Genomic DNA, 13372 nt, shown 5'->3' on the forward strand with positions numbered 1-13372 from the left:
TGCGTGACCTGCGCCGCAGAGTCGGCAAAGCGCCGATGCAGCGCCTGTTCGAAGTGCTGAGCGGACCGCTGGCCCAGCCCACGACGCCCGGAGTACGGTTCGGGACCTACCGCACAGTCTCCTTCGACGGCTGCAGCTCGCTCAAGGCCCCCGACACCCTCCGTAATCGGGGCTGGCTGGGCAGCCCCGGCCACGGCGGCTATCCCCTGCTAGAGCTGATGACTCTGGTGGAGACCGGAACGCGGGCCCTGATCGGCGCGGTCTTCGGCCCCACCGGCGAGGGCGAGAGCGGCTATGCCCGGCGCCTGCTGCACCTGCTGAAGCCGGACATGCTCGTGTTATGGGACAAGGGCTTCGACGGCAACGCCTTCCTCGCCCAGGTCAGCGCCACCGGCGCCCAGGTGCTCGGCCGGCTGCGCAGCAACCGGCGCACCCCCATTCTGGCCACCCTCACCGACGGCTCCTACCTGTCGGTGATCGGCAATCTGCAGATCCGCGTCATCGAAGCCCGCATCACGGTGACCTGCACCGACGGCACCACCTTCACCGGCGCCTACCGCCTGGCCACCACCTTGACCAATGCCCGCCGCTACCCGGCCGCCGCCCTGGTCAGGCTCTACCACCAGCGATGGGAACACGAGTCCGCCTACTACGCGCTCCGCCACACGATCATGCAAGGGCGGCTCCTGCGCTCAGGCGACCCCTCAGGCCTGGAGCAGGAGATGTGGTCGGTGCTCACGCTCTATCAACTCCTGCGCACCGTGATGGTCGACGCCGCCGAGTCCCGGCCTGGCACCGACCCCGACCGCTGCAGCTTCTCCATCGCTCTGCACACCGCCCGCGACCTGGTCATTCAGCCGGGCGACAACCCCGGCACCGCCACTGGCCTGGTCGCAACCATCGGACGCCGTGTCCTAGCCGCGCTGCTGCCACCCCGCCGCCCGCGCGTCAGCACCCGCAAGGTCAAATCACCAACCTCCCGATACAACGAACGACTCGACGACGGCAGACCCGACCACAGCCGTACCATCACCGGCCTCGACATCGCTCTCTTGCCACCCCCACCTACCCCGCCCGCCGCGTCCCGAGACGAGCGACCCATGACCCCGACCGACCGCCGCAGGCAACAACAGGTCCTGGCCCTCCTCCACCAAGACCCCGCCCGCCCCTGGAAGGCCCGTGACATCGCCCAACACCTCGGCGACGTCACCCTGAACACGATGTATCGGCAGCTCTCGCGCTGGGCCACCAGCCGACTCATCCGCAAGATAAGACCAGGCATCTACACCGCCGAGCCGATCTCCACAGCACCCTTGCCAACTGCCCAGAAACCTTAACTACCTGGCCTTGGGGGAAGCCCCCTTCCTGCGCTGGTCCAGGCGTGGCTTGCCTGAACGGCTGGCCGGGCGGCTGCGCGGTCGGCTGCGCATCCTGGCCGGACGGGGTGAGCTTCCCACCGCCGGATGTCTCGACTCCCAGACCGTCAGAGCGGCCGAGACCGTCGAGGCGCCAGTCTGTGGTTACGACGCGGGCAAGAAGCTGAAGGGGCAGAAGCGGCATGTCGTGGTCGACACGCTCGGGCTGCTGTTGTGTGTGATCGTCACTGCCGCGTCGGTGCAAGACCGTGACGCCGCGCATCCGGTGCTGGCGCTGCTGCGGGAGAAGTTCTCCACCCTCCGTCTGGTCTGGGCTGATGGCAGCTACGCCGGACGGTTGCAGGCCTGGGCCGGGCAGGTTCTGGCTCTGGCCGTCACGATCGTCAGACGCAGCGACGACCTGCGCGGCTTCGTCGTGCTGCCTCGCAGGTGGGTGGTGGAGCGGACGTTCGCCTGGCTGGTCCGCTACCGCCGCTTGGTGCGCGTCTACGAGCGCAGACCCGACCACCACGAAGCCATGATCTGGTGGGCCACCGTGCACCAGATGACCCGCCGCCTGACGCGCGAACTGGCAGGGCGGCCACCCAGCAGTCGCTGGGGCGACCCGCCGCCGCTTCCGCACTTGTTCAGCCCCGACCGGCGCGGCAAGGTCCTGCAACTGTTGGCCGCTCAGCCCTGGCGGGCCTGGAAGGGCAGCGAACTTGCCGCCATCCTCGGGATCGAGAACGTCAACAGCTTCCGCGTCCAACTGTCCCAATGCTCCCACCAGGGCTACATCAACAAGATCGGTCCTGCCCTCTACGGCCCGATGCCCACCAGCACTTAAGCCTTCGTCAGCAGGCTCTGAGGAGCAGACTCGCACGTTCGTGACGGCTGCGGTCGAGGCGTGGTCGCAGGCGCCTCAGCTGATTTCCGTATGCAGCGCGGATCGACGGCGACGTGGTTGGCAGGGGTGAGCTGCACGTCCGGAGTCAAGAACAACGCCAAGGCGAGATCACCTATGTTGTTCACCCGCATAGGTGGGGCCAAGGGGTAGGAACCGCGATGGGAATGAGCTCCTCAGACGAGGTCTATGCCGTCAGTGAGGTCCTCTTGCGGCACGGATGCTGAGCCCGCGCCCGCGGGGGCGATGTTCACGCCCTGCAGGGGTTCGGGGACGGCAGTCCCCGAACCCACAGACGGACTGAACCCTCGAACCGGGATCTCACCCAGGTGGGCCAAAGCTCGTGCGTGATCAAGGCGTCCGAGATCGCTACCGCCCTGCGGGGAGGGTTATCCCACCGCGTAGGCGTGGTGGATGGTCTGGCTGACGGTGTTGCCCGCGGTGTCGGTCGACGTGGCGCGCAGGGACACGAAGCCCGCCGTGCGCGGGTTGGTCATCTGCGCCGTCCAGTCCGAGCCCTTGGCTCTGACCCGGATGTCGCGCCAGGTCGCTCCGTCATCGACGGACATCTGCAGGTGGATGGACTTCACGGCTGCCGCGGGAGCGCCGGGATTGCGTTCGATCCAGATCGGCAGCCGGGTGGACGATCCGGGCTTGGCACGGTTGTACTCGTCCAGCCCCTCCGGGGCGAAGCGAACCGCCGCCAGGGCGAGCGCTTCCCGCTTGGCAGTGCTCGCCGAGCGGAACGTCCACGTCGATTCCACTTTCGTGGACAGCGTGGAGTGCGGCACCTGTCGGCTGGCCGTCGCGCTGAGCGTGTACCTGGCGGGCTCCGCCGGGAGACCGGTGCTCAGCCGGCAGGAATCGGCCTCCCACAGCCCGCACCTGGTGTAGTCGATCGTGGAGATGACCTGATCACCCTTGGCGAGCCTGACGGTGCCGGTGGCGGCGCCGTCCATGCCGACCCGGCCGGGCACGCCCTCGGAGAACAGCCGGGCGCCGTCGAACGTCACGGTGTTCCCCTCCCGCCAGGCGCCCGAGGTGGCGAAGGACGGGCCGCTGACCGCGACGCCCCACGTCTGCCGATCGCGGCCGTCGCCGGTGGGTCCCGTGGCCCCCGTGACCGCGGATTCGCCGACGCGCAGCGCGCTGGACCACTTGTGCCCTCGCGTCCGGTATTCCGTTAGCTTGCCCGGCAGAGGCACATCGTTCGTGGGGGTCAGGAATCCGTCAGAAACGCCTTCGATGGCGTTCGCCACGAAGTAGGTGCCCTTCGCGGCCGTTCCGGCACCGCGGAAGGTGGTGGTCACCTTGTCGAGGTCCTTCACCCTGGCCGCGTACGTGGGGTCTTCGGGCACGCCGTCATGGCGTTCGTCCACCAGGTCGTAGCGGACGGGGGTGGGAGAGGCGTCCTTCTTGTGGAAATGCATTCTGGTGACGTACTTCAGTCCGGGCTGCTTGGAGCCGAGCACGAAGTACACGGCGCTGGGGTCGGGCCTGCCTCCGGCCCAGCCGAGGTACCACGAACCGTTGATCACCCACATCTCGGTCCACCCGCTGATGACAGCCGTGGGCTCGTCCAGGGTGAATCTGATCGGTTTGGCCTGGCGCGTGTCCAGGACGATCTCCGTGCCCTGTTCGCCGACCTTCACCGGCAAGTGCGTGGTCGTGATGCGCGTGCCTTCGTAGATGTCCACGTACAGGCTCCACTCGCCGGCGGGGAGCCGGTAGGTGTCCGGCGTGCCGCGAAGGACCATCCGGAGACTCTCGCCCTTGCCGTTGTAGAATTCCCCGACCGCGTCGACGGGCTGGCCGTCGGTGCCCAGTGCGCTGATCTTCACGTCGTAGGCTTCCGGCTCCACGTACGAGGTGGCGACGGTACGGACGAGAAGGTCACCCGATCGGGCCGTGATGGTGCCCGGATGATCGCCGGGCTCCTTGCCGGTCCCGTCGATCGTCACGGTGACCGATGCCGTGCCCTTGGCGGGCACCTCGACCCGCTGTGCCGAGGTGCGCAGCACGTCGCCGTCCACGGCGAGGTCCAGCGTGACCGCAGAGTCGCCGGCGTTGGTGTACGTGATCTCCTTGGTCGCCTGCCGTTCGCCGGATCTGCCCCAGCGGAGGACCGTGCCGATGTTCGCGGGACTGGCATACACCTGCTGACCGACCGCGCGAACCAGGTCGACGCGCCCGGCGCCCTGGTCGAAGTGCGTGGCGCCGGCCTGCGGCGCGGCGCTACCGATGAGCGCGGCCTTGAGCTGCTCGCCGCTCCAGTCCGGGTGCTGCTGGGCGAGGATCGCCGCCGCACCCGCGACGTGCGGCGCCGCCATGGAGGTGCCGCTGTGGGCGACGTACGGGCCGTCTGCCGTGCCCTGCGCGGCCGCCGCCATGATGTCGACGCCGGGTGCGGTCACGTCGGGCTTGATCGCGTGATCGCCATTTCTCGGGCCGCGGCTGGAGAATTCGGCCATCTTGTCGGACTTGTCGACCGCGCCGACCGTCAACGCCGCATCGGCGCTGCCCGGGCTGCTGACCGAGCCGGGTGCTCCGTCGTTGCCCGCCGCGATGACGAACAGCGCTCCCGTACGCGCTGACAGGGTGTTGACGGCCCGCTCAATCGGGTCGATGCCAGGTGTGTCCGGGCCGCCGATGCTCATGTTGATGATCTTTGCTTTGACCTCGACAGCGGCCCATTCCATGCCTGCCAGCATTGCCGATTCGCTGATGTTCTCTCCGCCGACCTTGCCAAGCGCGATCTTCGCGCCCGGCGCGACACCCCGATACTTCTCTCCGGCGCCCGCCACGATGGAGGCGACATGGGTGCCATGCCCCACGTTATCGGTGATGTCTGGTTCGTCGGAGAAGTTCCGCGACTGCGTGACCACGTCCTTGAGATCGGGGTGGGTGGCGTCGTAACCGGAGTCGAGCACGGCGACCGTGACACCGGATCCGGTCAGCCCCTGTTGCCACGCCTGCGGAGCCCCGATCTGCTTGACGCTCCGGTCAAGGGTGATGGGCCGCTTCCCGTCCAGCCAGATCTTCGACTTGCCGGCGGCCAGTGATCGGGCGCCGCCGACCAGGCTCTGCCAGGTCTGGCCCGCCGTCGCCTTGGACACGCTCGTGCCGGCCAGCCCCAGCCCGGCGAACTCCTTCGCCTTGCGCGTTCCGCTGAGCGCCGGTGCCGCCTTCCCTTCGGCGAACTGGACGATCAGCGGTATCTCCGCCTTGTAGGCGTCGCCGTACCGCCAGGTGAGCAGCTGCGTGACGTCGAACAAGCGCTCATCCAGCAGGCCCTGGGCCAGCAGCCGTTTGGCATCCTCTGGAATGACGTGAAGGTGGCCCTGACGGCGCTGGACGTCGAAGCGATGGTTTCTGCCCGGACCAGGCTCGATCCGGTAGCCGTTCGCTGTGACAGTCACCCGGTCGCCGGTCAGCAGCGTCACTGAGCCCGACACCCCGGTCACGGGAGATGCCGGCTCGGCTGCCTGTGCGGCACTCGTGGTACCGCCTGCGATGAGAGATCCCGCCACGATCACGGCGAGGGTTGCGTGGGTTAATTTCATTTGCTCTCTCGTTGTCGATGTGCGGAGAGTTGACATCAGTTCTCGACGCCGAGGCGCGAGATCACCATGTGCTGGGAAGGCGATCATCGCCGGTTGGCGTCGGGGCAATGGCCGGATCAGGAGAGTCCGCGATCATCACCACCGCCCTCGCTCACGGAGGCCCTCCGATGGGGCAGAGACGCTGATGGCCTGGGAAGTGACTCTGCCCTACCTTCTGGTCAGCAGGGGACCTTGGAGGTGGGCGCGGGCAAGGGGCGCCCAGGCCGGCCCGTGAGATCCGAACTCGTGCGTCACTCGTTGCGAGGGGTGCCGCTCACGCGCCACGAGCGGCACCCCGGGAGCGCTGCGTCAGACGAGCTTGCCGTAGATCCGGGACGGGACCGCCTGGGCCGCGCCCTCCCTGCCGAACTCCTGGTAGACCCGCGACGTGATCTCCACGGCCTTGGGCAAATAGGCGGGGTAGAAGGCCTTTCCGCACTCCAGGTCCCTCAGCGCCGCCTTGATCTCCTTGTCCAGGTACGGCCTGGCCTGCGCGGGCTTCAGGTTCGGCCGGAAGATGACGGTCTTGCCCTCGGCCTCCTTGGGTAGTTCGCCCTTCCACGTCTTCTTGGCGACATCCGAAGCCTGCCGCACGATCTTCGTGTGGCTCAGACCGTCCAGCGCGGTCGGCCTGGTCTCGCCGACCCCCAGGCACGTGGCGAACTGCTTGCCCAGCTGGACGAGCTGCTTGTCCTGGTCGAGGACGCTCAGCGACTTGTCCACCGCCGCTTCGAGCTGGTCGTAGTAGTCCTCCTGGGAGGTGACGGTCTTGCCCAGCACCTCCTTGACCGCCTGGGAGAAGCAGGCGTCGTCGGCGGCGCGCCACTTCTTCAGCTGGCCGGCCGAGAGCGACATCAGCATCTTGTTGTTCGGGTCCTCGTGCTGGACGGGGTTGACGACCTTGTCCTTGGGATAGACGTTCGGGGACCAGACGCCGAAGCCGTACTTGGCCCGGTACTCCCGCAGCGCCTCCAGGTCACCCGCGAGCCGCTCCTGCTCCCCGGGCTGCCACGTGTACCGAGGCTCCGGGGAGGCCACGTAGTCCAGGCCCTGCTCCATCATGCAGGCGACGCGCTTGGCCTCCAGTCGTGTCTGCTTCTCGTACGCGGTGGCGTCCCCCGACGGCGGCGAGGTGAGGCCGCCGAATGAACCGGCGAGCAGGGTGACCGCGACGGCCTTGGCGATGAACATGCAGGTTCTCCTCTTTCCTTGAGGGCATGCCGGATCGATCTGAGGGCATGCGAAACAGAACTCACGGCCGGAAAGGCCGGATCAGGTGGGGAAAGGTCTCAGCAGGGGATCTTCATGCGGGACGCCTTCGGCGACACCTCGGGCAGGCCGGGGGCGAGATCTGCGGCGAGCACCGCGGTGCCGGTCACCATGCCCTTCTTCTCGATGTACTCGCCCTTGGGCAGCTTCACCCTCTTGTCCCTGGTGACCACCGTGCGCTCGCCCAGGTAGTGATAGGTCTGCCGGTCGAAGATCAGCTCGGACCGGGTGCCGTTGCCCTCGTCCATGGCGACGGCCAGCCCGGGGCGGCCGGAGACGTCCGCCGCGTCATCGATGAGCACGATGCCGTCCAGCCCGGCGGCCACCTGGTAGAGCGCGGCGCCCAGGCTGGGCCGTACCACGGACTCGCGGATCAGGCCCTGGAGGGAGGACCAGATGCGCAGCGGCTCCTCGCCCGTGTCGGCCACGATCTTCGCGCGCACCTGGGCGGGGTCCGTCGGCCAGGTGCGCAGCCGGGCGTAGGCCGGTTGGCCAGGGCAGCCCGACGACTCGGAGAGGATGTCCTCGACGCCGTGGTCCCAGAAACGCCGAGGCGCCGGTCCCGTGGCTGACAGGCTCTGCTTGCGGCTCAGCCAGGGCTTACCCACGTCGGCGGCCTCCCAGCGCTCCTCGTTGACCATCACCTTGGTGTACTGCATGGTGCCCGCCTTGTCCCTGGTGTACAGGCTGTGCTGGGCCAGCGTCTTGGTGTGAACGTACTGACCGCGGGCCGGCACCGTGTCGGGCCGGTCGGCAGCGGCCCGCGCGGCCAGGGTGAGCAGCGCCTTGGCGTCGGCCGGAGGGGCAGCGATCAGGTACCCGGGGGTACGCGAGTCGGAGCCGCCCAGACTCACCTGGCTGACGATGATTCCGCCGGTGAGCATCACCGCCATGGCGCCGACCAGGGCGACGCGCCGGATCGGCAGCGCGGTGGGCCACCAGCGGCGCGGACGGTCCAACCGTGACGCCTGTGCCTGGCGGGTCAGGCGGAGGAGGCGGTCACGCCCCCTCGCTGCCGCCTCCGGCGTCGGCTCGGGCTCCGCGAACACGGCCTCGATCAGCTTCAACTCGTCCATCACCACTCCCCGATCGGGTTGACGTCGCCCAGGGCCTTTCGCAGCTTCTTGCGCGCCCTGTTCAACCGGGACCCGACGGTCCCCACCGGTACGTCCAGGGCGGCGGCGATCTCCTCGTAGCCCAGCCCGCCGAACACGAGCAGGAACACCACGTCGCGATCGCCCTTCGCCAGGCCCTTCAGCCCCCGTACGAGCTCCGGCCGGCTGGCCTGCGCCGCGAGCTGCGAGGTCACTCGGTCCTCGTGCCCGTCATCGGAGTCCTCAGCCGCGATCTTGCTGAGCGCGTTCAGGCGGCGGCCCTCCCTGCGGCGGTGCCGGGCCACGACATTCGTGGCGATGCCGAATAACCACGACCGCACGGTGCCCCGCTGCGGATCGAAGCCGCACCTGCCGTCGAATGCGAGCAGGAAGGCCTCCGCGACCAGGTCCTCGGCCTGCTCGCCGCCGAGCCGGGCGGCCAGGTAGCGATAGACCTCCTTGAAGTACCGGTCGTACAGGAGGGCGAAAAGCTCAGGATTGTCCATCGACCGCTCGACCATGGTGACGTCTTCCAGCACATCGTTGGCGTCAGGTGGTGCAGCCATGGCGTCCTTCCGAAGGCGACTGTCTCCCAGTGTTCGCCGCTCGGCAGATCTTCTTCACGCCAATTTCCGGCGCGGCCATCGAAGCGACCCAGCGGGAACGCGCCCTCAACGCCGAGGACGCGCTGAAGGCCGCCCACACCGAAAGCGTCCAGGATCGGCGTGGTGCCGGGCCGTATGCGGTCCAGACATAGGCGCCCGTCCAGGTCATCCAGCCAGCTCCTGTCCGGCCGGGCAGGCCAAGGCCGCGTATCGGCCCAACGCTCCGGTCGGCAGCCCTGATCCCCTGACAAAGAGATGGAATGTCGCAGCCATAGACCATGATCGGCAGCCCTCGTCCGCATCGGTTACCTGAACAAGCAGGCTTTGTCATCCCGTTCGGCCCTCGCGGGCGATCAGGGTGACCGACTGGCCGCGCTCACGGCGGCCTGGACCGCGGCCAGCACGTCCTCGGTGACGCTCACGGGCTGGCCACCAACACGACCGGCGACGCGGGCGGCGTCATCGACGCAGCCGACACACTCCCAACGCGAGCACCTGGCCTTCGTTGTGGACCTGATCGCCCATGAGCGAGAGCGCTAACGATCTCATGCCTATAGCGCGATGAAGACCTGGGGAAGGATGCCGGCCTCCGCAAGCAGTTGGGAGCAGGAAGGCGTCGCGGGCGTGCCGGGCCAGGCCGAGCAGCACGGCGATCTCCTCATCCGACAGCCGCTCATAGCCCGGGACCGCAACCCGCAACTTGATCGTGCGGGCCATCACCATCCGGTTCTGACCGTCCTCGCCCGCGTCGAACCCTGCAGGCAGACAGCGCAGATACTTCGGCCCGCTCAGCGCGTTGACCAGCGTCGGCGGCAGCCACCCCTGCAGACAGCACCACGACAGGAACTCCCCGACCGTCCCATGATCGCGTTCGCTGTGCCCTCACTGCGATACCGCGCCGTCGCCCCCGGCCGGCGCGAGCGCGGCCACATCGGCCCGTCCACCAGCCACCGCATCATCGCCATCAGCTCCGGAGGCTCGGGCTCGACCAGTCCACGCCGTCGCCAGGTACGCGCACGCCTCGACATGCAACCCGAAGCCTTCATCCACCACCACTCACCACACCGACTCATCGGCGCCCACCGCCCGCTCAGGACGGTAGCAGCGAGGCAACGAACCTGACATGCCTGACATGCCTGACTACCAAGAGTCACCCAAGATAACGGTGGCCATCGTCGTGTTGAGTGGCGAACGCCTGGGTCAGCAGCACGCTGCCGCGAGCGTTCACCTCCCAGGCCAGGTCGAGCTCGGTCGCGGTCACCTGCTCCAGAGACTGCTTCGAGCTGCGGGCATGGTTAGCGACCAGCACGTCAACATGCCCGAACCGCTCGACAGCTTGCTCGATCATCCAAGCCGGCTTCAGCGGATCGGCGAAGTCGGCCTGGACATACGCCAGCCGGTCATCTAGGCCGCCCAGGGCCTCCAGCACGCCGGCCATCCCCGCTGGGTCGCTGCCCCATACCTGATCAGCGTCATGGGGTGTCCATGCCTGCACCAGCACCTTGGCGCCAGCGGCCAGCAGTTCCCGCGTCACAGCGAACCCGATCCCCGCCTGCCGACTCACGCCAGTCACCCACGGCGACACGGCCTGCCAGAGGACCTCGCTGCCCGCTTGCGCTCTCTTCGACGGTCATCTGGAGATGATCCCTGGTCAGGGTGAACGCCACCACCTCTCTTGCCGTCAGCCAACTCGGACCTCGGTGCGGCAGCGCGGGCCAACTCACTTGCCTGACATGCCTTACAAGCCTTCATGCGGCTGACCAGCTACCTCGCGTGAGAACCCTCGATAACCATCGCGATGACCTTCGTCCGCACTCTTCAGCTCAACGCTGCCGCCGACGGCGGCTGGCGAGACGAACTCGCTACCGGTGCGGCCTTCAGCTCCGACAGCCGCCGCCTTGCGATCACATACGAGAACCGGGTTGAGCTGCGCGATGACACCAGCGGGCAGCGCCTGCCCGGACCACCGCCCTCAACTTGCTCGGCGACCGTCCCAGGAGTGCCCCGGTGCTCGGTGATCGCCGCCTTCCGGCGTGACGGCCGGGCACTGGCCTACGCCGACTCGTTTCGGGCCTCGTTCACGGCATCGCTGTGGGACCTCGACGGTCGACGCGTGAGCGCGACCTCGCCTCCTCGAGCCGGACCCGGAGCGACGGCCGCACGTCCACGCGGCCGGAGCGCTGACCGTATCCGTTCAGCGCAACTGTCTTCCTGGTCGGAGAGCCGCCCGAGCCGGATCAGCCGCGGTAGGTGAGCCGGCGGAGCACGATCTCGACCGGTCCCCGGTGACCTGCGACGTGCATCCATGCGGCCAGCGCGATCGACAGCAGCCACACCCCGACTGCGATCGCGAGGGTCGCGGCGAAGCCCATGTCGTCGTGCAGGCTCAGGGTGAACGGGTAGAACAGCAGCACCCACACCAGGGCCTGGAACAGGTAGAACGTCAGTGATCGTTGCCCCAGCGCGGCCAGAGCGGTGGCAAGGCGGCCGCGCCGGATCCGGGCGGCGGCGAGCCCGACGGCCGCGGCCATGGCGATGCCGCCGGCGTATCCGGTCAGGTCGTGCGCGATGGCGACCGCCCAGCCGACCGGAGTCGAGGTGGTGGCCCACGCTCCGGCGGCCAGCAGCGCGGCAGGGAGCCGGCCGATGAGAGCCAGGCCTATGCCGATCACGGCGATGCGGCGTAGCAGCGGCAGGTGCCGTTCGGGTTCGTCGAGGAGGCTGCGCCGGGCGGCCAGGATGCCCACGAGCATCGCCGGCACGACGATGACGGTGGAGACGAGGGTGTTGGCGGGCCAAGACGGGACACTGGCGACAAGGTGGGCGGCGAGCGTCGGCTCCATGATCTCGGCAATGGTGGCCGGATCGGCCTGAGCGGCCACACTCTGCCAGGCCATGAGCAGGGCGGCAGGAACGAGGGTCAGTGCGCTCGTCCGCCACAGCACCGCCTCTCCGGCCTGTACCAGCGGGGCGAGTGCCAGCAGGGTGAGGCCGTAGACGGCGACGATGTCGATGGGCACGAAGACCACCGCGTTGGCGAAGCCGATGACGATCAGCCAGAACGCCCGGCGGCGCAGCAGTTTTTTGACGGAGGTCCAGTCGCCGCCCCTTGCCTCCTGACGGCGGGTCAGTTGCACCAGGCCGTAGCCGAACAGGAACACGAACATGTTGCGGGCCTGGTTGTCGGCCAGCAGGGACTTGACGATCTTCGCCGCGGCGTCCAGCGCGGGTGGGCCGGTGTTCCAGTCGTCGACGAATGCCGGGGCGTGGGAAAGGGCGATGAGCAGCAGCATGATGCCGCGGGCGAGGTCGGGCGCCAGCGAGCGGGCGGTCTGGACGGGCGTGATCAACGCGACCCCTTGGCGCAGAATCCCGCCGACAGGATGTCGGCGAAGACGCTCAAGCCGCTCCAGTCGCCGTTGATCTCGGTGGCGAGCATGTGCCTGCCATCACGCGAGCCCATGGCATACGTCCAGGAGCCGTAGGTCGCCCCTGCGGCGCCCCAGACCCAGACGCCGCACGGCAGCTTCTGGGCGAAAACACCGAGACCATATCGGGTGTCGGGGATCCACCCCTGGGTGACGACGGTGGTGAACATCTCCTTCTGCTGGGCGGCGGGCATTAAGCGTCCCCCCAGCAAGGCACCCATGAACCGGTTGAGGTCGCCGACTGTTGATACCATGCCGCCCGCCGACCAGGCGGCGGACTGATTCATGTCGGTCGCGTCGTAGATCGCGGGGTCGGGGTCCTGGGAGAACAGGGTGGAGTAGTGCACGGGGTGCGGCCCTCTGATCTTCGCCTCCGTCCCGGGCAGGTAGGTGCCGGTCAGTCGCAGCGGCCGGATGATGCGCCGCGTCACCTCCTGGCCGAAGGCGTGGCCCGTCACCTTCTCGATGATCATGGCGGCCAGGATGTAGTTGGTGTTGGAATAGGCGAACCCCTTGCCCGGGGCGAAGTACGGTGCGTTGCGCAGCGCGATCTTCACCAGCTGCTCCGGGGCGACGGTGTCATAGCGGTGCTCCAACCAAGCCGCGCCCTGCCCCCAGGCGAAGAACTCGGTGTCACTGGTGTAGTTGAAGATCCCACTGGTGTGGTTGAGCAGCTGCCGAATGGTGACCTGGTCGCCGTCGTAGCCGTTGCCCTGGACAAGGCCGGGCAGCCAGCGCTCCACAGAGTCGTCCAGGCGCAACTTGCCCTCGCCGGCCAGTTGCAGAACCACGGTGGCAGTGAACGCCTTGGTGGCACTGCCGATCCTGAAGCGTTCGTTCGGCTTGCGCTGACGGCCGGTCTCGGTGTCGGATACGCCGGCGGAGCCGAACCACCGCTCGCGCCCGTCGCGCACCTCGGCGACGATCCCTGGCGCGCCACTGTCGGCGATCGCTCGATCGAGCGCGGTCCGCACTCCGGGGGAGCTCACCGCCGTCACGACGGCGAGCAAGAGGGACGTGACCATGTCGAGCTCCCTTGCGCAGATAAGATAGTACGCGTTCAGTCGAATGCAAAAGCTAGTTTGCTTTCAGGCTACCGTCAACGGTATTTACGC

11 protein-coding genes are annotated in these 13372 nt (G+C 68.1%); 4 read left to right on the forward strand and 7 right to left on the reverse strand.

The features are described 5' to 3' along the window. The 3 genes from ABZ815_RS37350 to ABZ815_RS37360 all read left to right on the forward strand — a co-directional run. Positions 1-1337: transposase (locus ABZ815_RS37350; protein WP_357705921.1), on the forward strand; the 1337-nt coding region annotated here is incomplete at its 5' end. A gap of 10 nt (positions 1338-1347) precedes the next feature. Beyond that, positions 1348-2202 carry an IS5 family transposase gene (locus ABZ815_RS37355; protein ID WP_357705922.1) on the forward strand — a complete coding sequence of 285 codons (855 nt, stop codon included), beginning with the start codon at positions 1348-1350 and terminating at the stop codon, positions 2200-2202. A 101-nt stretch (positions 2203-2303) separates the two neighbouring features. Further along, positions 2304-2486 (forward strand): GNAT family N-acetyltransferase, encoded by a 183-nt coding sequence (locus tag ABZ815_RS37360; RefSeq protein WP_357706040.1) that lies wholly within the window; start codon positions 2304-2306, stop codon positions 2484-2486. 162 nt (positions 2487-2648) lie between these two features. Here ABZ815_RS37360 and ABZ815_RS37365 read toward each other — a convergent pair whose 3' ends face one another. The 4 genes from ABZ815_RS37365 to ABZ815_RS37380 form a co-directional block, all read right to left on the reverse strand. Continuing rightward, positions 2649-5702 (reverse strand): S8 family serine peptidase, encoded by a 3054-nt coding sequence (locus ABZ815_RS37365; protein ID WP_357705923.1) that lies wholly within the window; start codon positions 5700-5702, stop codon positions 2649-2651. Positions 5703-6170: 468 nt separating this feature from the next. After that, positions 6171-7052 carry a hypothetical protein gene (locus ABZ815_RS37370; RefSeq protein ID WP_357705924.1) on the reverse strand — a complete coding sequence of 294 codons (882 nt, stop codon included), beginning with the start codon at positions 7050-7052 and terminating at the stop codon, positions 6171-6173. A gap of 98 nt (positions 7053-7150) precedes the next feature. After that, positions 7151-8206: a CU044_5270 family protein gene (locus ABZ815_RS37375; protein ID WP_357705925.1), complete on the reverse strand. Its 1056-nt coding sequence runs from the start codon at positions 8204-8206 to the stop codon at positions 7151-7153. Continuing rightward, a complete protein-coding gene (locus ABZ815_RS37380; RefSeq protein WP_357705926.1) occupies positions 8206-8790 on the reverse strand; it encodes an RNA polymerase sigma factor in 585 nt (194 codons plus the stop codon). The genes ABZ815_RS37375 and ABZ815_RS37380 overlap by 1 nt, the downstream gene beginning before the upstream one ends. Positions 8791-8819: 29 nt before the next feature. On the opposite strand from ABZ815_RS37380, the gene ABZ815_RS37385 reads away from it, so the two are divergent. Next, positions 8820-8981, forward strand: a complete 162-nt coding sequence (locus ABZ815_RS37385; protein WP_357705927.1) for a hypothetical protein — start codon at positions 8820-8822, stop codon at positions 8979-8981. Between the two features lie 998 nt (positions 8982-9979). Here ABZ815_RS37385 and ABZ815_RS37390 read toward each other — a convergent pair. The 3 genes from ABZ815_RS37390 to ABZ815_RS37400 all read right to left on the reverse strand — a co-directional run bounded on the left by ABZ815_RS37390 (position 9980) and on the right by ABZ815_RS37400 (position 13282). After that, the gene (locus ABZ815_RS37390) at positions 9980-10414 is read right to left on the reverse strand and encodes an SDR family NAD(P)-dependent oxidoreductase (protein WP_357705928.1); all 435 of its coding nucleotides are present in this window, start codon (positions 10412-10414) and stop codon (positions 9980-9982) included. A 652-nt stretch (positions 10415-11066) separates the two neighbouring features. Continuing rightward, positions 11067-12179, reverse strand: a complete 1113-nt coding sequence (locus ABZ815_RS37395; protein WP_357705929.1) for a DUF418 domain-containing protein — start codon at positions 12177-12179, stop codon at positions 11067-11069. Next, positions 12176-13282, reverse strand: a complete 1107-nt coding sequence (locus ABZ815_RS37400) for a serine hydrolase domain-containing protein (protein WP_357705930.1) — start codon at positions 13280-13282, stop codon at positions 12176-12178. The genes ABZ815_RS37395 and ABZ815_RS37400 overlap by 4 nt, the downstream gene beginning before the upstream one ends. Positions 13283-13372: the final 90 nt, after the last annotated feature.

The sequence above is a fragment of the Nonomuraea sp. NPDC047529 genome (genome assembly GCF_040642995.1).
GTDB lineage: Bacteria > Actinomycetota > Actinomycetes > Streptosporangiales > Streptosporangiaceae > Nonomuraea.